The organism is Pseudonocardia endophytica (assembly GCF_004339565.1).
Taxonomy (GTDB): domain Bacteria; phylum Actinomycetota; class Actinomycetes; order Mycobacteriales; family Pseudonocardiaceae; genus Pseudonocardia; species Pseudonocardia endophytica.
On record NZ_SMFZ01000001.1, the window covers coordinates 3,399,768 to 3,421,743 of the forward strand.

24 protein-coding genes and 1 pseudogene are annotated in these 21,976 nt (G+C 73.2%); 7 read left to right on the plus strand and 18 right to left on the minus strand.

What is annotated here, in order from left to right:
• Positions 1-33 precede the first annotated feature (33 nt).
• The 4 genes and pseudogenes from EV378_RS15685 to EV378_RS15700 all read right to left on the minus strand — a co-directional run bounded on the left by EV378_RS15685 (position 34) and on the right by EV378_RS15700 (position 1,180).
• The gene (locus EV378_RS15685; RefSeq protein WP_341540442.1) at positions 34-390 is read right to left on the minus strand and encodes an AMP-binding enzyme; all 357 of its coding nucleotides are present in this window, start codon (positions 388-390) and stop codon (positions 34-36) included.
• On the minus strand, positions 332-748 hold the full coding sequence (locus tag EV378_RS36760) for an LLM class flavin-dependent oxidoreductase (protein ID WP_279389652.1): 417 nt from the start codon (positions 746-748) through the stop codon (positions 332-334). Before EV378_RS36760 ends, EV378_RS15685 begins: the two co-directional genes overlap by 59 nt.
• A gap of 56 nt (positions 749-804) precedes the next feature.
• Positions 805-915 (minus strand): annotated as a pseudogene (locus tag EV378_RS36765) (LLM class F420-dependent oxidoreductase); the annotation flags it as partial.
• Positions 916-991: 76 nt separating this feature from the next.
• Positions 992-1,180 carry a hypothetical protein gene (locus EV378_RS15700; protein ID WP_132425795.1) on the minus strand — a complete coding sequence of 63 codons (189 nt, stop codon included), beginning with the start codon at positions 1,178-1,180 and terminating at the stop codon, positions 992-994.
• A 75-nt stretch (positions 1,181-1,255) separates the two neighbouring features.
• Between EV378_RS15700 and EV378_RS15705 the strand changes: the two genes are divergently transcribed.
• Positions 1,256-2,311 carry an MBL fold metallo-hydrolase gene (locus tag EV378_RS15705; protein ID WP_132425798.1) on the plus strand — a complete coding sequence of 352 codons (1,056 nt, stop codon included), beginning with the start codon at positions 1,256-1,258 and terminating at the stop codon, positions 2,309-2,311.
• Positions 2,312-2,316: 5 nt separating this feature from the next.
• Here the strand turns inward: EV378_RS15705 and EV378_RS15710 are convergent, their stop codons facing one another.
• Positions 2,317-3,270, minus strand: a complete 954-nt coding sequence (locus tag EV378_RS15710; RefSeq protein ID WP_243653481.1) for an NADP-dependent oxidoreductase — start codon at positions 3,268-3,270, stop codon at positions 2,317-2,319.
• Positions 3,271-3,495: 225 nt separating this feature from the next.
• On the opposite strand from EV378_RS15710, the gene EV378_RS15715 reads away from it, so the two are divergent.
• Positions 3,496-3,942 (plus strand): STAS domain-containing protein, encoded by a 447-nt coding sequence (locus tag EV378_RS15715; protein ID WP_132425804.1) that lies wholly within the window; start codon positions 3,496-3,498, stop codon positions 3,940-3,942.
• Between the two features lie 3 nt (positions 3,943-3,945).
• Here the strand turns inward: EV378_RS15715 and EV378_RS15720 are convergent, their stop codons facing one another.
• The 7 genes from EV378_RS15720 to EV378_RS15750 all read right to left on the minus strand — a co-directional run bounded on the left by EV378_RS15720 (position 3,946) and on the right by EV378_RS15750 (position 12,763).
• On the minus strand, positions 3,946-5,904 hold the full coding sequence (locus EV378_RS15720) for a serine/threonine-protein kinase (protein ID WP_132425807.1): 1,959 nt from the start codon (positions 5,902-5,904) through the stop codon (positions 3,946-3,948).
• An 80-nt stretch (positions 5,905-5,984) separates the two neighbouring features.
• Entirely contained in the window at positions 5,985-6,470 is a 486-nt protein-coding gene (locus tag EV378_RS15725) for a (2Fe-2S)-binding protein (protein ID WP_132425810.1), read from the minus strand.
• The gene (locus EV378_RS15730; RefSeq protein ID WP_132425813.1) at positions 6,467-7,279 is read right to left on the minus strand and encodes an FAD binding domain-containing protein; all 813 of its coding nucleotides are present in this window, start codon (positions 7,277-7,279) and stop codon (positions 6,467-6,469) included. The genes EV378_RS15725 and EV378_RS15730 overlap by 4 nt, the downstream gene beginning before the upstream one ends.
• Positions 7,276-9,579, minus strand: a complete 2,304-nt coding sequence (locus tag EV378_RS15735) for a xanthine dehydrogenase family protein molybdopterin-binding subunit (protein ID WP_132425816.1) — start codon at positions 9,577-9,579, stop codon at positions 7,276-7,278. Before EV378_RS15735 ends, EV378_RS15730 begins: the two co-directional genes overlap by 4 nt.
• Entirely contained in the window at positions 9,576-10,346 is a 771-nt protein-coding gene (locus EV378_RS15740; protein WP_132425819.1) for an SDR family NAD(P)-dependent oxidoreductase, read from the minus strand. Before EV378_RS15740 ends, EV378_RS15735 begins: the two co-directional genes overlap by 4 nt.
• Before the next feature lie 25 nt (positions 10,347-10,371).
• Positions 10,372-11,172, minus strand: a complete 801-nt coding sequence (locus tag EV378_RS15745) for an MBL fold metallo-hydrolase (protein WP_132425822.1) — start codon at positions 11,170-11,172, stop codon at positions 10,372-10,374.
• Positions 11,173-11,203: 31 nt separating this feature from the next.
• Positions 11,204-12,763, minus strand: a complete 1,560-nt coding sequence (locus EV378_RS15750; RefSeq protein WP_243653482.1) for a class I adenylate-forming enzyme family protein — start codon at positions 12,761-12,763, stop codon at positions 11,204-11,206.
• A 98-nt stretch (positions 12,764-12,861) separates the two neighbouring features.
• Here EV378_RS15750 and EV378_RS15755 point away from each other — a divergent pair, with 98 nt between their 5' ends.
• The 3 genes from EV378_RS15755 to EV378_RS15765 all read left to right on the plus strand — a co-directional run bounded on the left by EV378_RS15755 (position 12,862) and on the right by EV378_RS15765 (position 14,356).
• On the plus strand, positions 12,862-13,446 hold the full coding sequence (locus EV378_RS15755) for a TetR/AcrR family transcriptional regulator (RefSeq protein WP_243653483.1): 585 nt from the start codon (positions 12,862-12,864) through the stop codon (positions 13,444-13,446).
• On the plus strand, positions 13,443-14,036 hold the full coding sequence (locus EV378_RS15760) for a TetR/AcrR family transcriptional regulator (RefSeq protein WP_132425829.1): 594 nt from the start codon (positions 13,443-13,445) through the stop codon (positions 14,034-14,036). The genes EV378_RS15755 and EV378_RS15760 overlap by 4 nt, the downstream gene beginning before the upstream one ends.
• Positions 14,037-14,152: 116 nt before the next feature.
• Positions 14,153-14,356: a hypothetical protein gene (locus EV378_RS15765; RefSeq protein ID WP_132425832.1), complete on the plus strand. Its 204-nt coding sequence runs from the start codon at positions 14,153-14,155 to the stop codon at positions 14,354-14,356.
• Positions 14,357-14,360: 4 nt separating this feature from the next.
• Here the strand turns inward: EV378_RS15765 and deoC are convergent, their stop codons facing one another.
• Positions 14,361-15,074, minus strand: a complete 714-nt coding sequence (gene deoC / locus EV378_RS15770; protein ID WP_132425835.1) for a deoxyribose-phosphate aldolase — start codon at positions 15,072-15,074, stop codon at positions 14,361-14,363.
• 93 nt (positions 15,075-15,167) lie between these two features.
• Between deoC and EV378_RS15775 the strand changes: the two genes are divergently transcribed.
• Positions 15,168-16,097 (plus strand): ring-cleaving dioxygenase, encoded by a 930-nt coding sequence (locus tag EV378_RS15775; protein WP_132425838.1) that lies wholly within the window; start codon positions 15,168-15,170, stop codon positions 16,095-16,097.
• Here EV378_RS15775 and EV378_RS15780 read toward each other — a convergent pair.
• Both EV378_RS15780 and EV378_RS15785 read right to left on the minus strand, forming a co-directional pair.
• Positions 16,024-16,692 (minus strand): PaaI family thioesterase, encoded by a 669-nt coding sequence (locus EV378_RS15780; protein WP_165922300.1) that lies wholly within the window; start codon positions 16,690-16,692, stop codon positions 16,024-16,026. The genes EV378_RS15775 and EV378_RS15780 overlap by 74 nt on opposite strands.
• Positions 16,693-16,696: 4 nt before the next feature.
• Positions 16,697-17,587, minus strand: a complete 891-nt coding sequence (locus tag EV378_RS15785) for a bile acid:sodium symporter family protein (RefSeq protein ID WP_132425844.1) — start codon at positions 17,585-17,587, stop codon at positions 16,697-16,699.
• A gap of 289 nt (positions 17,588-17,876) precedes the next feature.
• On the opposite strand from EV378_RS15785, the gene EV378_RS15790 reads away from it, so the two are divergent.
• Positions 17,877-18,554, plus strand: coding sequence for a hypothetical protein (locus EV378_RS15790; protein ID WP_132425847.1), 678 nt, complete (start codon positions 17,877-17,879; stop codon positions 18,552-18,554).
• Positions 18,555-18,667: 113 nt separating this feature from the next.
• On the opposite strand, the gene EV378_RS15795 is transcribed toward EV378_RS15790, so the two are convergent.
• The 3 genes from EV378_RS15795 to EV378_RS15805 form a co-directional block, all read right to left on the minus strand.
• On the minus strand, positions 18,668-19,123 hold the full coding sequence (locus tag EV378_RS15795) for a group II truncated hemoglobin (RefSeq protein ID WP_132425850.1): 456 nt from the start codon (positions 19,121-19,123) through the stop codon (positions 18,668-18,670).
• A gap of 70 nt (positions 19,124-19,193) precedes the next feature.
• On the minus strand, positions 19,194-19,556 hold the full coding sequence (locus EV378_RS15800; protein ID WP_165922301.1) for a DUF3159 domain-containing protein: 363 nt from the start codon (positions 19,554-19,556) through the stop codon (positions 19,194-19,196).
• A 52-nt stretch (positions 19,557-19,608) separates the two neighbouring features.
• A complete protein-coding gene (locus EV378_RS15805) occupies positions 19,609-21,855 on the minus strand; it encodes a S9 family peptidase (protein WP_132425856.1) in 2,247 nt (748 codons plus the stop codon).
• Positions 21,856-21,976 lie beyond the last annotated feature (121 nt).

Below are 21,976 nucleotides of genomic sequence, written 5' to 3' on the forward strand. Positions count from 1 at the left end.
GATCCTGCCCTCCGGTTCGCGCAGGCGCACCACCTACTCGCGCAGGGCCCGGCGCATGATCTTGCCGGTCGTGGTCCGCGGCAGGTCGTCCACGAACACGATCTCCCGGGGCACCTCGTGCGCGGCGAGCCGTTCCCGGACGTGTATGCGCAGCGCGTCGGCCAGCGCGTCCCGGTCGGCGGGCGCGTCCTCGCGCGCCACGACGAACGCCTTCGGCACCTCGCCGCGGCGCTCGTCGGGCACGCCGATCACGGCCGCCATCGCGACCGCGGGGTGGCTTCCGAGGCACTCCTCGATCTCACCCGGGCCGATCCGGAAGCCAGCGAGTTGATCACGTCGTCCTTGCGGGAGTGGACCAGACGTAGCCGTCCGCGTCCTGGGTGGCGAGATCGCCGGTGAGCAGCCAGTCGCCGAGGAACTTCTCCGCCGTCGCCTCCGGCCGGCCCCAGTACTCGAGCATCGTGCACGTGTGGTGGCGGTCCTGCGCGAGCTCGCCGACCTGGTCGATCACCGGCGTGCCGTCGTCGTCGAGCACGACGACCGTGGTGCCGGGCAGCCCGCGCCCGAGCACCCCGGCGTCGCGCAGCATCCGCTGCCGGACGCCCACCACCGGCCACTCGGCGCCGGTGACGTGCTCCGACAACCGCTCCCCGGAGCCGACGCCGAGCACGAACCGCCCGTCGGACAGCAGCGCCGTCGTCGCCGCGGCCTGGGCGATGATCGCCGGGTGGTACCGGACGGTCGGCACGTCACGCCGGTGGCGAGCTCGATCCGTTCGGTCTTCGCGGCGATGGCCGCCAGGATCGACCAGGCGAACCCGGAATGACCGTGACTCTCCAACCACGGGTGGTAGTGGTCGGAGATCTCGACGAAGTCGAATCCGGCCTGCTCGGCCCGGACGGCCTGGCGGACCATCTCCTGCGGGGAGAACGCTTCGGCGAACAGCTTGTAACCGATCTGCACGGGGACGGGCTACCCGCAGGAGCCGGCGTCAGTCGTCGCCGCGGTCGCCCTTCGGCCGGGTGTCCTCCCCGACGAGCGGCGGCTCGTCCGGAAGCAGTCCCGGCTCGGTGGCGGGTGCGTCTGCACTCCCGTCCGGAACCTGCCGTTCGACCGGGTTCTGCTCGTTCTCGAACTCGTCGCTGGTCGGGTCGGGTGCCTTGTTCGGATCCTTCGTCATGTGCCGGTGCTTCCCGGCAGGTGATCGGGAATGCGACCTGTCTCACACTGAGACCGCTCCGCTAGCGTGCGACCCGTGTGCGTGGAGACGGCGGACGCCGGAGAGGTCGCGCTGGCCGCGCCCCGCCCGTTGTCCGGTGAGGTGGTCGACCCGATCGCGCTGGAGCCGGTCGACTCGCTGGAGATCACGGTCCTGACTGACAACTCCTACGACGCACTGCTCGCCGACTCCGCGGTGGCCACCCGGGCGCGGCTCGGAGCGGCCCCGCGGGTGGAGGCGGGTCAGTTCACCGACGGTCTCGGCCTGACCGGTCTGCTGGCCGAGCACGGGTTCGCCGCCGTCGTGCGCGTGACGCGCGGCGGCCGTACGCACACGTTGTTGTTCGACACCGGGATCTCGCCGGACGGCATGGCGCTCAACGGCCGGCGGCTCGGTGTCGACCCGACGGACTTCGCAGCCGTCGTGCTGTCGCATGGGCACGGCGACCACACCGGCGGGTTCCCCGGGCTCGACCGCTGGCTCGGGCGGACGTCGATGCCGCTCGTGCTGCACCCGGCCGCCTGGTCGCCGCGGCGGCTCGTCCCGCCCGGCGCTCCGCCGTTCGCGATGCCGGTGCTGTCCCGACGCTCGCTCGCCGACGGCGGGTTCGAGATCGTCGAACGCCGCGAGCCGTCCCTGTTGCTCGACGGGTGCGTGCTGGTCACCGGCGAGGTGGACCGCACGACGGAGTTCGAGACCGGGATGCCGCGCCACGAGGCCCTGGTCGACGGCGTGTGGCGGCCGGACCCGTGGATCGTCGACGACCAGGCGCTCGTCGTGCGCGTCCGGGACCGCGGGCTGGTCGTCCTGACCGGGTGCGGGCACGCCGGCGCGGTGAACATCGTCCGGCACGCGTTGCGCCTGACCGGCGAGGACCGACTGCACGCGCTGATCGGCGGGCTGCACCTCACCGGCCCCGGGTTCGAGACGATCATCGAGCCGACCGCGCGGGCGCTGTCCGAGCTGGCACCGGACGTCGTCGTACCCGCGCACTGCACGGGATGGAAGGCGCAGATGCGGCTGGCTGCCGACCTGCCGGAGGCGTTCACCCCCGGCGCGGCCGGCAGCCGGTACCGCTTCGCCGCGGCCTGAGCCCGTCAGTCCTGCGGGTGCAGGACGATCTTGCCGCGGGTGTGGCCCTGCTCCAGCTCGGCGTACGCGTCGCGGACCTGGTCGAGCGGGTAGGTGGACACGATCGGGAGTTCGAGGTCGCCGTCGCCCGCGAGCCCGGCCAGGAACGCGACGTTCTCGGCGCTCGCCGCGGTCGACGTGCCGTCCCCGCGGACACCGTGCTTCTGGACGGCGCCGTAGTCGGCGATCGTGTTGATCCGGTCGGCCGGGACGCCGAGCTCGATCGCCAGGTCGACGTAACCGCCGCCGACGACGTCGACCCAGGCGTGCACCTTGTCCGGGACGGCCTCGCGGATCCGGGACAGCGTCTCTGCGCCGTCCGTACCGTAGGCCACCGGCGTCACGCCGAGCGTGCGGAGCCAGTCCTGGTTCCGCGCGGAGGCGACGGCGATCACCTCGACGCCCTTGCGCCGCAACAACTGCGCGGCGATGATCCCGACGCCTCCGGTCGCGCCGGACAGGACGACCGTCTCGCCTGTCTGCGGGTCGACGGACTCCACCGACGCGACGGCGGCCATGCCTGCGACGTAGAGCGAGCCTGCGACGTCCCAGTCCAGACCAGCGGGCTTCGCGACGACCTGCGCCGCCGGTACCGCGACGTGCGTCGCGTGCGCGGCGCGCCCGTCGGACCAGCCGACGACCTGGTCCCCGACGTCGACGCCGGTCACGTCGCTCCCGACGGCCGTCACGACGCCGGCCAGGTCGCTGCCCTCACCGGACGGGAACGTCGCCGGGAAGACCTCGGCCAGCGCGCCGTTCCGGATCTTGGCCTCACCGATGTTGATCGAGGTCGCACGTACCTCGACGACCACGCCGTCCGGTGCGGGTTCCGGCACCGGGATCTCGGTCACGTACAGCACGTCTCGGTCCCCGTACCCGTCGAAACGAACGGCGCGTGCGGTGGTGCTCTGTGTGGTCACAGTGCGTCCTTCCGGTCGAGCTCGGGTCCTCGCGGCCCGGGCGCTCCCCGCGTGCAATGCCTGCGGCCACGCCGGCATGCCCACCGGCGGAGTGATCCGGGCCACTCCGGTCGGGTCACGGCACCGTCTCGACCCCTGTACAACCCGGACCTGGTCGGTACCGTGGAGGCATCCGAACCGACCTGCGGCGTCCCGCCGTGACCAGCCCGGCCACCGTCGCCGCCGGTGGCCCGGGTCGAGCTGTCCGGGGTGGGCGGCATGGCCGGTGAGCAGCTGACCGGCGCCTCCCGGTTCGCGACCACGTGGCCGGAGCCGCCGTCGCAGGTCCAGCTGAACGTCCGGTCGATCCGCGCCGGCGTCGAGGTGCTCGAAGTGCACGGCGACATCGACCTCACCGAGGCGGGAGCCATCACGGAGCGCACGCACGAGCTGCTGTGCGGCCCGGCCCGGATGGTCGTGCTGGATCTCTCCGGCGTCCGGTTCATGGGGTCGCACGGCCTGACGACCGTCGTCCGGGCCCACCGCACCGCGAGCGAGCAGAACACCGAGCTGCGCGGGGTGACCGGCGTGTCGAACCGCGCCGTGATCCGGCCGGTGACGATGACCGGCCTGGACCGCCTCATCGTCTGGTTCCCGAGCGTCGACGAGGCGACGGCCGCCGAGGCCGTCTGAGGCTCAGGCTCCTGCGCGGTTCTCCGCCGCCGTGGCCAGGTTGCGCGCCGTCGTGCACAGGGCCGTCGCGTCGCCCCCACCCTTGAACGCGGCCACCTGCAGCAGCTCGGAGCGCTCGGTCGGCGACGGTGCGGCCCGGTGCACGACGGTGACCTGGCACCCGCCGGTGGCCGGCTGCTGGAACGCCTCGCGGCCGGAGACGGTGATCGCGTCGCCGTAGCCGGTCGGGTCGGCGTCACCGCCGTTCAGGGACACCATCACGTTCGCGTCGGCGTCACCCGCCGGCCGCCATGTGCAGTTCCAGGCGCCGAAACCGGGGAAACGGCCGGGGCCGGCGCCGACGACCGGCACCACCTCCGCGGTCTGCAGCAGCGAGCACGCGTCGGTGCGCACGAGCGAGAACCGGGCGTTGCGCTGCGCGTCGTACGGCACGCCGGACCCGGCCAGCCGCGTCACCACGGACACGGTGGCCGTCTCGGCGACGTCACAGAGCGGCGGCGGCGAGGCCGCCGACGACTGCACACGCACCAGCAGGCTCGTCCCGTCGGTGAGCACGACACGACGGGTGCACTCGGGCGTGGCGTACTCGTCGTCGGTCCGGGAGCCGCGGCGCACGCCGATGTCGCCGATCTGCTGGAGGGATCCGTCCGGGTCGGTCGTGTCCGCGTTCGAGAACTGCACGTCCAGGTAGGCGTAGCGGTCGGTGCCGCTGTTCAGCCGGAGGCCACAGCCCTGCGGCATGGTCGCGCTGTCCAGCTCGACGTCGCCGAAGCGCCGCATCGAGCCGGGATCGATCAGGCGGCAGGCGTCCACCAGCCGGGGGTCCCCGCTGATCGTGATCGGGCCGACGGTCACCGGCAGTGCCGGTGCCGCAGCAGCCGGCGCGGCCGCGGGCGCCGGGGCGGCCGTGCCGGACAGGCGTGCCCCGGCGAACCCGGCGCCCGCGACGAGCGCGGCCACCGCGACGGCGGCCAGGATCCACCGGCCGTACCGGCGTCGCTGCGCCGGTGGTGGTCCTGGCACCGGCGTCGGCACACCCGAACCCCACGCCGTCGGGCCGCCATGGCCGTGGGCCGGATACGGCCCGCCGGGGTGCCCGCCGCCCGGGACGCCGTGCACCGGGACCGTCGCCGGGCTCGGCGTGGGGCCCTGCACCGGGTCCTGGAGCAGCCGGACGACGGTGGCGGCGAACGGCCGCTGCGCCGGGTCCGGAGCGAGCATCTGCTGCAGCACCGGCGTGAGCGCACCGGCCCGGACCGGAGGCGGGACCGGGTCGTGGGCGACCCGTTGGATCAGCGCCCGGGGGTTCGTGGCGTGCCCGAACGGCGGCTGACCCTCCACGGCCGCGTACAGCGTCGCGCCGAGCGAGAACACGTCCGCCGCGGCCGTCGAGTCGTCGCCGCGGGCCACCTCGGGCGCCATGAACGCTGGCGTGCCGGACAGCAGGCCGGTCGCGGTCAGCGCGGGATCGCCCTCGGCGTGCGAGATGCCGAAGTCGGTCAGCTTCGCGGCGCCGTCCGCGGCGGCGATCAGGACGTTGCCGGGCTTCACGTCGCGGTGGGTGATCCCGCGGGCGTGCGCGGCCGCCAGCGCGCGGGCGACCGCGGCACCGACCCCTGCCGCGACCGCGGGCTCGATCCGCTCGCCGCCCTCGAGGACCTGTGCGAGGCTGCGCGACGGCAGGTACTCCAGCACGAGCCAGACGTCGCCGTCGCGCTCGCGCACGTCGTAGATCGCGACGACGTCCGGCTCCCGCCGCAGCTGGGCGGCGTTGCGCGCCTCGCGCAGCGTGCGACGACGGTTCGCCTCCGCGTCCGCGGGCGCCCCGGAGAACCCGACGTGCTTGAGCGCGACGGTCTGGTCCAGTGCCTCGTCGTGCGCCTCCCAGACCGTGCCCATGCCGCCGGCCGCGATCCACCGGACGATCCGGTAGCGCCCGAACAGCTGGTCCCCCGGTCCCACGGCCCACCCTTCGCGACGGCACACGCCCCCCGCGTGCGCGACACCATCGTGCTGTCTTCGCGCCGGGAGCCCTCCCGGGTTCAGGAGTCCGTGATCGGACCGTTGTCCGTCGCTCGCGCCGCGGCCTCGACCGCGTCGACGATCCCCTGGTAGCCGGTGCAGCGGCAGATGTTGGCGGACATCTCGGCCCGGATCGTCGGCCGGTCCGCGTCCGGCCGGGTCTCCAGCAGGTGGGCGGCGGTCATCAGCATCCCCGGTGTGCAGAAGCCGCACTGCAGGCCGTGATGGGTGACGAACGCCTCCTGCAACGGGTGCAGCGTGCCGTCGTCGGCGGCAAGGCCCTCCACCGTGGTGACCGACGTGCCGTCGCACTGGACGGCGAACATCAGGCAGGAGCGGGCCGGCGCGCCGTCGACCAGGACCGTGCACGCGCCGCACACGCCGTGCTCGCAGCCCAGGTGCGTGCCGGTGAGACCGAGGTCCTCCCGGAGCGCGTCGGCCAGCGTGCGACGGGGTTCGACGTCCAGGCCGACCTTCTCGCCGTTGACCTCGATCTCGACGTTCACGCCCTCTCCTCGCTGTGCTTGAGCGCCCGTCGCACCATCTCGACCGCCATCGCCCGCCGGAACTCCGCCGACCCGTGCAGGTCGGACGTCGGCGTCACCCCGTCGGCGACGGCGTCCGCCGCGTCCGCCGACGACCCGCCGTCGTCGAGCACCCGTTCCGCGGCCCGGATGCGCTGCGGCACACCGGAGACGCCGCCCAGCACCACCCGCCACCCGTCCGTCATCCGCGCGACGACGGCCGTGACCAGCGCGAAGTCCCCGTGCCGTCGGGCCAGCTCGGCGAACCCCCACCGCCGCGGCGTCGGGAACCGCGCGCCGGTGATCATCTCGTCGTCGGCGAGCGAGGTCATGAGCGGACCGTCGAACAGGTCCGCGGCGGTGACGGTGCGGACGCCATCGGGCCCGGCGACGGTGACCGTCGCGTCCAGCGCCACCGCGACGGCCGGGAGCTCCGCCGACGGGTCGGCGTGCGCCAGGCTGCCGCCCAGCGTCCCGCGGGTGCGGATGGCCGTGTGTCCGATCCAGTCCGCCGCCTCGGCCAGCAGCGGGTGCTCGTCCTGCGCGGCGAGGTGCGCGTGCCGGACGAGCGCGCCGACCTCGACCGCGTCCCCGTCGACCTCCACGGACACCATGCCCGGCACCCGGTTCACGTCCACCAGCACCGACGGGCGGGCCATCCGCAGCGCGAGCACCGGGACCAGGCTCTGCCCGCCGGCGAGGATCTTCCCGTCGCCGTCTGCCCCGCGCAGCGTCGTGACGACCTCCTCGACACTGCCGGCGAGGACGTACTCGAACGGGGCGGCCTTCATCGGCGCACCCCCGTCGTCGCCGCCCAGACGGCAGCGGGCGTGATCGGGAGCGTGTCCATCTCCACGCCGACCGCGTCCAGCACGGCACCGGCCAGCACGGCGTTCGGGCCGAGCGTGCCGCCCTCGCCGACGCCCCGGACACCCAACGGGTTGGCCGCGGGCCGCGACACGTGCCCGATCGTCAGTTCCGGGATCTCGGCGCTCGTCGGCATCAGGTAGTCCAGCAGCGTGCCGGTGGAGAGGTTGCCGTCGTCGTCGTACACGAGGTGCTCGTACAGCGCTCCCCCGATGCCCTGGGCGATGGAGCCGGCGATCTGGCCGTCGACGATCTGCGGGTGCATCGCCCGCCCGGCGTCCTCCACGCACACCCAGTCCAGGATCCGGATCTCGCCCGTCGCGCGGTCCACCTCGATCGCGGCGAGCTGGGCGCCCGCGGCGAACGCGCCGCGCACCGGGTCGTAGAACCTCGTCGCGTCCAGGCCGGGCTCGATCCCCTCCGGCAGCCGGTTCGACTCCAGGTACGCGACGCGGGCGACCTCGGCGACCGAGATCTTCGGCTCCGCCTCCCCGACGACGTAGACCTGCCCCGCCTCGACCCGCAGGTCGTCCACGGAGGCCTCGAGCAGCCCCGCGGCGAGCTCGAGCATCTTGTCCCGCACCGCGAGCGCGGTGGTGTGCGCGGCGCCGCCACCGATCACGGCCTGCCGCGAGGAGAACGCGCCGAACCCCCACAGCGACTGGTCGGTGTCGCCGAGCCGGACCTCGACGTCGTCGTAGCCGATGCCGAGTGCGTCCGCGACGATCTGCGCGACCGTCGTCTCCAGTCCCTGGCCCTGCGACGTCACGCCGGAGAACACGGTGGCCCGGCCGTCCGGGTTGATCCGCACGGTGCAGGCGTCGTGACCGGTGCGGAACGGCATCCGCGGTCCGGCGCTGGCCGCGCGGCCGAGCCCGGTCAGCTCGTTGTAGAGCGCGACGCCGACGCCGATCGGGTTCTCGCCGGTGTCCCGGCGGCGCTGCTGCTCCTTGCGGACGGCGTCGTAGTCGATCTTGTCCATCGCCTGGTCCAGGCACTCGGCGTAGTGACCGGAGTCGTCGACGAGCTTCGACGGCATCCGGTACGGGATGTCGTCGGGCAGGATCACGTTGCGGCGCCGGATGCCGATCGGGTCCAGGCCCAGCTCGCGGGCGGCCGTGTCGAACATCGCCTCCATCGCGAACACGCTCGACGGCCGCGCGACGCCGCGGTATGGCCCGGACGGCGACGTGTTCGTCGCGACCCCGCGGACCGTGCAGCGGTAGTGCTCCAGCTTGTACGGGCCGGTCAGCAGTCCGCCCGCCATCAGTGGCTCGATCCCGGCCGTCCACGGGTAGACGGAGTAGGCGCCGACGTTGCAGGTCACGTCCGCGTCGACGGCGAGCAGCGCGCCCTCGGCGTCGAACGCGGCCCGCATCCGGTAGCGGTGGTCGCGGGCGTGCGTCGCCGCCAGCAGGTGCTCCGCCCTGTCCTCCGTCCACTTGAGAGGGACACGGGGCATGGCGCGCGCCATCAGGCACAGCGCGACGTCCTCCGGGTACAGCACTGCCTTCACCCCGAACCCGCCGCCGACGTCCGGGGCGATCACCCGGACGTCGCCCTCCGGCAGACCCATCAGTTCGGCGATCATGTTGCGCACCAGGTGCGGGACCTGCGTGCCGGACCAGAACGTGAGGCGACCGTCGTCGAAGACGGCGACGCCCGCGCGGCACTCCATCGGGTTCCCGGCGTGCCGGTTCGTGATCAGCTCGCGGTCGACGACGGTGTGCGCGGTCTCGAACACGGCATCCACGTCGCCCGCGGTGAACGTGCGCTGGAGCAGCACGTTGTCCGGCGCGGCGGCGTGCACCGGTTCGTCCGCGTCGTCCCACGCGCAGACCGTCACCGGCAGCGGCTCGTAGTCGACCTGGACGAGGTCGGCTCCGTCCTCGGCGCGGTACCGGTCGGCGGCGACGACGGCGGCCACCGGCTCCCCGGCGAAGCGCACCTTGTCGTGCGCCAGCACCGGCTGGTCGGTCTCGACATAGCCGGGCAGCGCGGACTGCGCGCGCAGCACGGTGTCCGCGAAGTCGGCGCCGGTGAACACCCGGTACCCGGCCGCGTCCGACGTGTCGACGGACGTGATCGTCGCGTGCGCGAACGGGCTGCGCAGGAACGCGACGTGCCGCATCCGGGGCAGCTCGACGTCGGTGACGAACCGGCCGTTCCCGGTGACGAGCCGGTGGTCCTCCTTGCGCCGGACGTTGGTCCCGAGAGACGTCATGGCATCGCGTACCCACCGTTGACGGACACGACCTGCCCCGTCGTCCACGACGACAGCGGCGAGGCCAGCAGCAGCACCATCGGCGTGATGTCGTCCGGGTGGCCGAAGCGCCGGAGCGGGTACATCGCCAGCACCTTCTTCATGCGTTCGTCCTCTGCGTCCCCGCCCGCGTGCGCGTCGAAGTTGTCCGTGCGCACCAGCGCGAGCGACACCGCGTTCGACCGGATCCCGTGGCGGGCGAGCTCCTTGGCCAGCGAGCGGGTGAGGCCGACGGTCGTGGACCGCGCCGTCGCGGTGACCAGCAGCCCGGACTCGCCGACCCGGCCGGAGTCACCCATCAGGTTCACGATCGACCCGCCATCGCCGCGCTCGGCCATCCGCGTCGCGACGGCGTGCGTGAGCTGCAGCGTCCCGGTGACCGTGACGTCGATCTGCGGGGCCCAGTCGTCCGGTGTGGACTCGAGGAACCTCTGCTTGCGGGTCACCGCCGAGTTGTTCACGAGCACGCCGATCGGGCCGAGCTCGGACTCGGTGCGCCCGACGATCGACGCGACGTCGGCGGCGTCGCGCGTGTCGCCGCCGACGGCGATCGCGCGGACGCCGAACTCGGCCGCCTCCGCGGCGGCCTTCTCCGCGCCCTCGCCGGACGCGTGGTGGTGGAACGCGACGTTCGCGCCCTCGGCCGCGAACGCCAGGCCGATCGCCCGGCCGAGCCCCTGCCCGGCACCGGTGACCAGCACCGTCGTGCCCGCCAGCTGCAGATCCATGCGTTCTCCTCGCAGTGACACTCAACTACAGGGACACGAACCGGCGCGAGCCGGACGTGGTGACGACCCGGCCGAACGCCAGGTCCGGGAAGTGCGCGCCGACGACGAGGTCGTCTGCGTCCGCGACCTCGTCGGCGAGCAGGTTGCGCGCGACGCTCGCGGCGGCCGGGTCGACGTCGAAGACCGCCTCCCAGTCGCGCTCGGCGAGCTCGACGACGGAGTGGACGACGTCCCCGAGCAGCAGTGCCCGCTCCCCGGCGTCGGACACGACGTAGACGGTCGACCCGGGGGTGTGCCCCGGGGTGTGCCGCGTGGACAGTCCGGGTGCGACGGCGTGGTCGTCGGTGAACGTCTCCAGCCGGCTCTCCAGCGGGGAGAGCTTGCGGACCGCGCCCGCGTCGGCGTCGTCGGCCTCCACGAAGTGCGCCCAGTCGTCGGCGTGCACCCGGTAGGTCGCGTTCGTGAAGACGACCTCGCCCTTGCGGGTGGCCCAGCCGACGTGGTCGAAGTGCAGGTGGGTGAACACGACGTCGGTGACGTCGGCGGCCTGCACGCCGAGCGCCGCCAACGCGTCCGGGAACCCGCCGCCGCGGTACTTGCCGTTGTCGATCGCGCCGACACCGACGTCGACCAGCACGACCCGGTCGCCCGTGCGCACCAGGAACCCGCCGAGCGGCAGGTGCAGCCGGCCCTCGTCGTCGAGCTCGTCGGCGTGGCAGGACCACGCCTCGGACGGCGCCATGCCGGGCCGGGTCAGGACGTCCGTGGCCGTCTCGCGGCCCAGGCCGTCGCGCACGGGCAGGATCTCGATCGAGCCGATCCGCATCCGCAGCACCTCCTCGTAAAACTAATGAGCGTTAGCATACCTGCTCGCGGAGCCGGAAGCGCAGGATCTTCCCGGACCCGGTCCGCGGGATCGTGTCGACCTCGACCAGCCGGGCAGGGACCTTGAACGCGGACAGCCTGCGGCGCGCGCCGTCGAGCACCGCGTCGTGGTCGACGGGCACCCCGCCACGCGCCACGACGAACGCCACCGGCACCTCGCCGAGGTGCTCGTGCGGCACGCCGACGACGGCCGCGTCGGCCACCACGCCGTCGGCGAGCAGCGCGTCCTCCACCTCCGCCGGGTAGATGTTCTCGCCGCCGCGGATGATCAGCTCTTTCGTCCGGCCGGAGATCCGCAGGTAGCCGTGTTCGTCACGGCGGGCGAGGTCGCCGGTGCGGTACCAGCCGTCGACGATCGCGGCGGCCGTCGCGTCCGGGAGCCGGTGGTAGCCGGGCGTCACGTTCGGGCCCTGCACCCAGATCTCGCCCTCGTCACCCGGGAGCACGTCGGCGCCGGTCGCGGGGTCGACGAGGCGCACGGTCAGGCCGGGGACCGGGAGCCCGCACGAGCCCATGACCCGGCTGCCGGTCGGCCAGTTCATCGTGACCATGGTCGAGGTCTCGGTGATCCCGTAGCCGTCCAGCAGCGGGACGCCGAACGCGGCCTCGAACCGCTCGTTCACCGCGGCCGGAAGGATCGCCCCGGCGGAGATGCACAGCCGCAGCGCAGGGGCCGTCAGCTCGGACCGCCGCCCGACGAGGTAGCTGAACATCGTCGGCACGCCGGGAAACACGGTCGGCGCGCCCTCCGGGCCGCCCGCCAGGCGTTCCGCCACGTCGTCGACGGAGAACCGGGCCAGGATCCGGCCGGTCGCGCCGACCGCGGCCACCCCGAGCACGCACAGCACCAGCGCGTAGGAGTGGAACAGCGGCAGGGGGCTGAGCAGCACGTCGTCCGGACCGAGACCGACGATCGGCGCCCAGCAGGCCGCCACCACCCAGAAGCATCCGCGCTGGGTGAGGTACACGCCCTTGGGGCGGCCGGTGGTCCCGGACGTGTAGAGCATCCACGCCGTGTCGTCGAGGCCGAGGTCGTCGCGCGGCGCGGGGGCCGGCGTGTCGAGCATCGCCGCGTAGTCGTGTTCCGCGCCGTCCGCGCCGCCGACCGCGATGACCTCCCTCGCCGTGCGCGTGGACAGGAGCTCGCGGACGACCGGCAGGTGCGCCGCGTCGGTGACCACGACCCGGGCCTCGCTGTCGTCCAGGACGTGCGCGACCTCGTCGATCGCCGACGCCGGGTTGACGCAGACCGCGACCGCCCCGGCACGCGGAACGGCCAGGTAGGACTCGGCCACCTCGACGCGGTTGTCCAGGTAGAGCAGCACCCGCTCGCCCCGGCCGAGACCGAGACGCTGCAGGTGCCCGGCGAGCCGCGCCGTCGTCGCGGCCAGCTCGGCGTAGGTCACGCTCCGGACGTCGTCGGCGAACGCGACCCGGTCACCGCGCGCGGCGGCGTGCCCGGCCAGCAGCTCGTGGACCGGACGGACGTACTCCGTACGCAGCACAGCCGCCTCCTTCGCGTCGTCGCGCACGTGACTAACGCTCGTTCGTCAGGTTCCGGACGTTAGCGGGTCGGCGCACCGCGGTCGACCCGTACAGGCGTTAGGCTGACGCCATGGGGTGTGACTCCGTGGCACCCCGACCGGGGGTCAACCGGGACGCGGTACTGGACACCGCTCTGACCCTGTTCGCCCAGCGTGGCTACCACGGCACCCCGCTCTCGGACATCGCCGACGCGCTCGGGATCCGCACGCCGAGCCTCTACAACCACATGGGCTCCAAACAGGACCTGCTGGCCACGATCCTGCTCCGCACGATGGACGACGTGCTGGCCGACTTCCGGGACGCGGTCGCCGGGCGGACCTCGCCCGCCGACCGGCTGCGCGCCGCGACCCGTGTCTACGCGCTGCGGCACGCCACGCACCGGCGGGAGGCACTCGTCGTGAACCGGGACGCGGCGAGCGTCGAGGACCCGGAGCGCGGCGAGGTCCGTGACCGGCGCCGGGAGCACGAGCGGGCGGTGCGCGCCGTCATCGCCGACGGGGTGCGCACCGGCGAGTTCGCGGCGGGCAACCCGGCGCTGGCGTCGTTCGCGATCCTCGAGATGAGCGTGAGCATCGCCCGCTGGTTCTCCGACGACGGACCGCGGACCGCGGAGCAGGTGGCCGACGAGCACGCCGAGTACGCGCTGCGGATCGTGCGGTACCGGCCGTGACCCGCCAGGCGCTCACCGCCGAGACGGTGCTGGACGCGGCACTGACCCGGTTCGCCGCACGTGGCTACCACGGCACGGCGCTCTCCGAGATCGCCGCCGCGCTCGACGTCCGCACACCCAGCCTCTACAACCACATGCGGTCCAAGCACGACCTGCTGCTCACGATCGTCGAGCGGACCGTGCACGGCGTGCTCGACGACTTCCACGCCGCCGTCGACGGGCGCACCGACCCGCTGGAGCGCCTGCACCACGCGGTGCTGGTCTACGCGCACCGACACGCGACCCACCGTCGCGAGGCGCTGGTGGTCAACCGGGACACGTCGAGCCTCGAGGAGCCGCACCGGACGACGATGCAGGACCTCCGGCGCGAGCACGAGCACGCGCTGCGCGCCATCATCACCGACGGCGTGCGACAGGGACGGTTCGACGTCGGGTCGCCCGCGCTGGCGTCGTTCGCGATCCGGGAGATGTGCGTCAGCACCGCCCGCTGGTTCTCCGACGACGGACCGCTCACCGCCGAACAGGTGGCGCGCGAGTACACCGAGTTCGCACTGACGATCGTCGGCGTCGGGCGGTACGCGTCGTCCTGAGAACGGCCCGGCGCATCATTGTCTTCATCGGGGTTACCCCCTAGAGTTCGGTCAGACGAACTTCTTCGTGAAGCCCCGGACAAGTTCGATCGAAGATCACGACGAAAGGGGTGCCGATGTTTCGAGCGTCGGCTCCGCCGCGCCCGTCGGAGACGCACCTGAGCGTCGCCGCAGGCGGGCTGATGGTGCTGCTCGCGATGGCCGTGATCGCCACCGCCTCCGCGGGTGCCTCGGCGCCGGTCGTCGTCGTGCTGGCGCTGGCCGCGCTGTGCGTGCGCCCGGCCGCGGTGCTGTACCACCGCCGCCGCCTGCAGCGCTGAGTCCCTAGTACGACGTGGCGTCCACGCGCGCCGCTGCGCTGTCCCCCGCCTCGCGCGCCATCGCGTCGTCCAGGATCGTCGCCGTCCCGCTCGTCCCGAACCGGGTGACGCCCGCGGCGAGGTAGGTCAGCACGGTGTCCAGATCGCGGATCCCGCCGGACGCCTTGACCTGCACCGACTCGCCGACCGACCGTCGCATCAGCGCGACGTGGTGCTCGGTCGCCCCACCGCCCGCGAACCCGGTGGACGTCTTCACGAACGACGCCCCGGCCCGCTCGACCGCGCGGCAGCCCGCGACCACCTCGTCGTCGGAGAGGAAGACGGTCTCCAGGATCACCTTCACGACCCGCCCGCCCGCGACATCGACGACGGCCCGGATGTCGGCCTCGACCTCGTCGACCATGCCGCTGCGCAGCCGGCCGATGTTCAGCACCATGTCCAGCTCGGCGGCGCCGTCGTGGATCGCCTGGTCCGACTCGGCCCGCTTGGCCCCGGTGCTCGTCGTGCCGTGCGGGAAGCCGATCACCGTCCCGACCGCGACGCCGGTGCCCTCCAGCCGTCCGACCGCGTACGCGACGTCGGACGGCCGGACGCACACGCTGAAGATCCGGTAGCGGGCGGCGGTGTCCAGCTGCGCGTCGACCTCGGCGCGCGTCAGCTCGGGCTTGAGGATCGCGTGGTCGATCATGCCGGCGATGTCGGATGCGCTCGGGTGCACGCCGTCCCACGCTACCGGCAGGCGAAAGAAGTGGTTGCATCGTCAACCTGACAGGTACCGTCCGCAGCCGGACGACGACAGAGCGGAGTACCGATGAGCGACATCGCCCCGCACGGCCTGCACCACGTCACCGCCATCGCCGCGGACCCGCAGCGCAACGCCGACTTCTACACGCGCGTGCTCGGCCTGCGGCTGGTGAAGCGCACGGTCAACTTCGACGCGCCGCACGTCTACCACCTGTACTACGGCGACGCGTCCGGCAACCCGTCGTCGCTGCTCACGTTCTTCCCGTGGCCGGACGTCGAGGCCGGGTGCCAGGGTGCGGGCCTCATGACCTCGACCGCGTTCGGCGTCCCGCCGGAGTCGCTCGGGTGGTGGCAGAAGCGGCTCGACGGCCTGGGGGTGGACGCCGACCCGCCGCGGGAGGCCGACGGCGAGGAGGTCCTCACGCTGCGCGACCCGGACGGCCTGGTCGTCGACCTGGTCGCCGCGCCGGGCGACCAGCGCTCCGGGTGGGACGGCACCGCGGACGTCCCTGCCGAGCACGCCGTCCGCGGGCTGCACGCGATCACGCTGTCCGAGAGCGCGTCCGAGCCCACCGCGGAGATGCTGACGTCGCTGCTGAACATGAGGCCCTCCCCCGACGGGACCCGCTTCACCATGCCGGGTCACGACGGCGTCGCCGTCGACGTGCGCGGTGGTGTGCGCGAGCCGGGCCGCCAGGCCGGCGGGACCGTCCACCACGTCGCGTTCCGCGCGCCCGACCGTGCGACGCAGGAGCGCTGGCGCGACCAGCTCGTCACGAACGGGCTGGAGGTCACCGAGATCCTGGACCGGCAGTACTTCACGTCGATCTACTTCCGGGAACCGGGCGGCGTGCTGTTCGAGATCGCGACGGACGGGCCGGGCTTCGCCGTCGACGAGCCGCTCCTGGAACTGGGCCGCTCGCTCAGGCTCCCGCCGTGGCTGGAGCCGGACCGGGCCCGGATCGAGGCGAACCTCCCGCCCCTGCACGTCGACTGACGCGGATCCTCGCCGAGATGCGGACGAGCGGGCCCTCGACGATCGAGAGGCACCGCTGAACCGCATCTCGGCAGAACCGGCGCGACCCGGTCGTCTCGACCGGCCGATCCCGCGCGAGATGCGCGTGGTGGTTCCGCAGAGATCGACAAGTCACCATGAGGCGCATCTCGCGCGGGGGGATCAGGACGGCGGGACGCTGAACACGCCGGTGCAGGACGCGACGGAGCGGGGCGTCGGTGGTGGTGATCTCGCACCGGGCGAAGGCGAGGCGCGAGCCGACCCGGGTCAGTGTCGTGCGCGCCTCCAGCCAGTCCCCGACACGCGCGGCGCCGGTGAAGTGCACGGTCAGGCTGGCCGTGACCATGGCGAGCGTCTCGCCGTACGCGGCGATCGCGCCGTAGCCCAGCGCGACGTCGGCAAGCGTCGTCAGCACTCCACCGTGGACGCCACCGCGGCTGTTGGCGTGCTTCTCCTCGGCACGCAGGCCGTAGACCGGGGCCCGCGGGTCGGAGTCGTCCACGTGCAGCGGCCCGACCAGGTCGAGGAACCCGCTGCGACGGTCGACGGGCCGGAATCCGGGCGGCGGTGAGCTCACACGCTCACGATGGCACGGTGTCGCCCGCCGACAAGGGCGCCGGCGCGAGGCGGCGCAGCAGCACCCCGGCACCGACGGCGAGCGGGAACATCAGCACGCCGTACACCGCGGCCGGGACGGCGAGGCGCTCGTCGCCGAGCACGCTGAGCGCGATGGTGATCGCGATCGTGCTGTTGTGGATGCCGACCTCGAACGCCGATGCGACGGACTGGGCGTGCCCGACCCGCAGCAGGCGCGGCAGCAGGTAGCCGGCAGCGAGGCTGATCAGGCAGAACACGACGGTCACGACGCCGACCTCGACGACGTAGTCGACGAAGTCCTCCTCGGCCAGGATCGCCCCGACGATCACGGCGGCCAGGACGACGGCGGACAGGATCCGCACCGGGCGGTCCGCGCGGTCGGCGAACGACGGCCGGACGCGCCGGATCAGCATGCCGATCGCGACCGGGACCAGCACCACGGCGAACACCTGGGCGGACTTGGCGAGGTCGAGACCGAGCGTGCCGCCGTCGACGACCGGCCGGAACCACGCCAGCGACAGGTTCACGACCAGCGGCAGCGTGACGACGGCCAGGATCGAGTTGACCGCGGTCAGCGTGATGTTGAGGGCGACGTCGCCGCGGAACAGGTGGCTGAACAGGTTCGCCGTGGTCCCGCCGGGCGATGCGGCGAGCAGCATCATGCCGACCGCGAGCAGCGGGTCGAGCCCGGCGAGGATCACCAGGCCGAAGCACACGAGCGGCAGCAGGGCGAGCTGGGTGACCAGGGCCGCGGCGACGGCACGCGGACGGCGGGCCACGCGTGCGAAGTCCGCGACGGTCAGGGACAGCCCGAGCCCGAGCATCACGATCGCCAACGCGATCGGGAGCCCGACCGTCACCAGCACCTCGCTCATCGGTGCTCCCTCCCCACGGCGGTGTGCGGGCGACGACCGTACCGCCCACAGGACGCTCGCCGGGAGTTTCCGGACCAAGGCGACGAGAGGCGCGCGAGGCGTGTCGTGAGGCGGAGGCGTTGCTCGTCCGGACCCGACGTGGCGCCGCCCGTCCCGCCGCAAGCGCCACCCGGCCCGTCGAAGCCACCGTTCGCCGCCTGCCGATCTGGCGGCGTGTTCGCCCGATCGTCGTGGGGCACATCAGGGCACGCTGCGCGGGATCGCCTCGCGCAGAGCGAGCAGAGGGGTCATGGACATCTCGCGACGCACCGCGACCACGCGCCCGACCATCGGGACGTCGGGCAGGCATGCTCTGGGAGCGGCGGTCGGTGCGGTCGGTTTCGTCGTGGCGCTCTGGCTGCTGGCAGGCGCGTTCGACGTGACGTCACCGGATCCCGGCCCGGCGACGGCGCTCCCCGCCCTGCTGACGCTCGGTGGCGGGGCGGCGCTGGGCGCCGTGCTGCTGGCCGGGCGCCGGATCTCGCCCGCCGCACCGCTGACGTCCGGACTGCTGTGGGCCGTCGGGGCACTCCTGACCCTCAACGAGCCGGATCTGTCGTCCGCCTCGATCCTGCCCGCCGTGGGCTACCAGCTCGGCCTGGCCATGGCGGCGATGATGTTGCTCGGCACGCTCGCCGTCCAGCCGACCCGGCCACGACCGCAGTCCCGGCCGCAGCCGTTGATGACGACCCTCGACGGGGACACCGACTGGAACCTGCCCGCCGTCCGCCCCGTCGTCGCGCCACGGGAGGTGCCGCGACGTCGGCCGGACGGGGGCGGCCCCCGGCATCGGGCAGCCCCCGGCGCTCCGCGCGTGCCCACCCTGGCGACCCGGCGCGCCGCTCCGGACCCGCGCCGGATGCCGCCGCGGCGAGCGGGTGCGATACGGCCCGCCGGGCCGATGACCCCGCGCCGGCAATGGGGCTGATCGTCCCCGCTACTCGGGCGGCTGCCGCACGGCCGGGCGCAGTCCCTCGCCCGTGACCGGACGCATCGTCCTCCACGGCCGGGGTCGTGGCACGCGGGTCGTGGAACATGCCGTCAGGCTGACGGCCCCTCGTCGCCCGCCCACGTCCAGCGTGGGACCTCGCGCAGCGGGTGCAGCTCGTCGTCGGTCGTGGCGTGCGAGTTCTGCATCGCCACATGCGATCCGAACTCGACGTGCTCCCGGACGGCCTCGCGGAACGGTGCGTCGTCCGGCATGCCGACGGCGTCCATGGCCGCCATGTAGAGCTCGACGAACCGCTGCCGCTGCTGCTCGGTGATCCGCAGTCCACGGTGGACCGCGATCAGGTGGGCGAACCCGAGCTCGCGGCTGAACGTGTCCGGACCACCGAAGCTCTCCGCGGTGAACGCGGTCAGGTGGTCGACGTGTTCGGGCTTGCCCGACCCGAACAGCGGCTGCAGCAGCGGGTCGGCCAGCACGCTGCTGTAGAACGTGTCCTCCAGGCGGTGCAGCGCCCGTTCCCCGCCCGCATGCTCGAACAACGTGGGCATCGGCCCGCCCCTCGTCGACGCATCCTCGATGCAACACTGTAATCAGCTCGAGCGGCCAGCACCAGACGCATCATCGGCGGCGGGACGACACCGTTCCGGTCACCGCGACGGCGACGACCAGCGCCACCCAGATCCCGCCCGGTAGGACGCCCGTCGCCGCCCCGGTCCAGACGACGACCCCCGCGACGACCGCCACTCCGGCCACGCCGCCGAGCGCGGCCGTCAGCGACTCCCCGCGCAGCAGCCGGAACCCGGTGAGCGCCAGGGCCGTGGCGAGCGAGACGACGACCGTCGTCGACAGCGAGAAGAACGCGTCGGCCGCGAGGAACACGAGCACCGGGACCGTCGAGTACATGCTTCCCAGTGGCCCGCCCATCCGGTCGAGCACGGTCGTCCGCTGCGGTGCGGCATGTCGAACGGCATCCTCGGCCATGGTCATCTCGTCCCCCTGAACGACTGGTGCGGTGGCCCGGCCCCGCGGTGACTCATGTGGACGGCAGCGGCAGCGGCGCCAGCCGGTGAGCGGGCGGCTCCGTGCCGTGCAGGTGCCGCACGAAGTAGTCCCACGTCCGACGGAACACGTAGTGCATCTTCCCGAGCAACGCGTGCTCGGCACCGGGGACGATGAGCATGTCGACGTCCTTGTCGGCGTCGATCAGCGCGTCGACCAGGCGCAGCGAGTGCATCGGCAGCACGTTGTCGTCCAGCTCGCCGTGGATCAGGAGCAGCTTGCCCCGCAGGTTCTCGGCCAGCGCCGGGTTCGACAGGGCCCGGCGGGCGTCGTCGTCGAGCTCGCCGCCGTGGAACCACTCCGCCCACATCGGCACGTAGACACCGACGTCGTGGTTTCCGGCCACGGCGACGCCGACGGAGTAGAAGTCGGCGTGCGCGAGCATCGCCCGGCCGGTGGCGAACCCGCCGCCGGAGTGCCCGGTGATCCCGACCCGTCCGGTGTCCAGCCACGGGTGTCGGTGGCCGAGCTCACGGATCGCGGTCACGTGGTCGTCGAGCGAGCCTGCGTCGTCGAGCGCACCGTAGGACTGGTCGTGGAACGCCTTGCTGCGCCCGGCCGTTCCCCGCCCGTCCACGGCGACGACGGCGAACCCCAACGCCGCCAACGCCTCCGGCTCGCCCTGGTGCGGCACGTCGAACGATGCTCCTGCGCGGTGGACCTGCGGGCCCGGGTAGATGTGGTCGATCACCGGGTAGCGGCGGTCCGGGTCGAAACCGTGCGGCCGCCACAGCAGCCCGTAGATCGGGGTCTTCCCGTCGGCGGCCGTGACGCGGAACCGCTCCGGCGGCGTCCAACCGAGCGCCTCGAGCTCGGCCGTGTCCGGCGACTCGAGCTCGACGAGCACCTGGCCGTCCCCACCGAGCACGGCCGAGCGGGGCGGCGTGCTCGGCGACGACGCGCGGTCGACGAGGTAGCCGCCCTCGCGCGGGCTGATCGCGTCGTGGTCGAGGGCGTCGTCGGTGAGGCGGGTGAAGCCGGTGCCGTCGAGGTCGACGCGGCAGATCTGACGGGCGTACGGGTCGTCGTCGACGAGACCGCTCGCGAGGAACCACACCTGCCTGCGGTCCTGGTCGACCCACAGCACGGAGCGCACCAGCCACTGCCCGCCGGTGACGCGGGTGATCTGCGCGCCGTCATCGGCGTAGAGGTAGAGGTGACCCCATCCGTCGCGCTGCGACCACCAGAGCACCTCGCCGGTGTCCAGCACGTGCACCATGGCCGTCTCGCCGAGCTGCGGCGTCGGGTCGACGCGGGTCTCGCCGGTCTCGGTGACGAGCGTCGTCGTGTCGCCGGTGGACGGGTCGAGGCGCCGCAGCTCGAGCGTGCGGGCGTCCCGTGACTGGTGCAGGTAGTGGACCTGATCGCCCTTCTCGCCGGACCACCAGCGGTAGGTCATCGCGGTCGGGTGCAGGACGATCTCGGGCTCACCCTGCTGGTGGGTGACGCCGCGGTTCGCGACGTCGAGGACGGCCCACGACAGCGTCGCCTGGTGCTCGTCGCCGGGCATCGGGTAGCGGGACCGGTGCTCCACCGGAGGCCCTCCGCCCGCGGGCGCCGACTCCACGAGCACCTGCTCGGGCAGCTCGCGCTCGTCGATCCGGTGGGCGATCAGCCGGGTCGAGTCCGGCGACCACGCCGCCACCAGCGGGGAGTCGATCCCGAACGTGCGGAACAGGATCCGCATGCCGAGCGCGTCGGTCAGGCCGCCGTAGCCGAACGACGGCTCGGCGTCGTCGGTCAGGGCGATCTCCTCGCCGTCGCCGAGAGACCGGATCCAGACGTTCCCGTCGCGTCGGAACGCGGACCACGCCCGGTCCGGGGAGACGATCTCTCCCGGCTTCGGGGTGTCGTCGTCGACCTCGGCGCACTCGCCCGTGCGGTCCGACCACTCCCAGCGCGACCCGAACGCGGAGAACCGCACCACGTCGTCGCGGCCCGGGACCTCGAGATCCGGCGACGTGACCGGGAGATCGTCCGCCTCGACGGCCTTCCCGGACGCCTCGGACAGCGCCGCGGCGAGGCGCTCGTGGTCGAACGCGTCGCGGCGGGTCCCCTCGGCCGGGTCGACCACGACGAAGCGGGTCCCGACCTGGTACCAGAAGCGCGCGCCGTCGGCGATCCACTGCGGGGTCAGCGTGCTCCCCGGCACGCGTCGGGCACGGTAGGGCGCGAGCATCTTCTCCGCGCGGGCGTAGTCCGCGGTCTCGAGTCGGGTCATCGTCTCGTCCTCTCGTGGGCGTCGACATCCACGGGACACCCGGCCGTCGCGGCACACTCAAGCCCGGTCCGGCGTGATCCAGGACACCCGCCGGTCAGGCTTGACCCTGCCGCGACGGCAC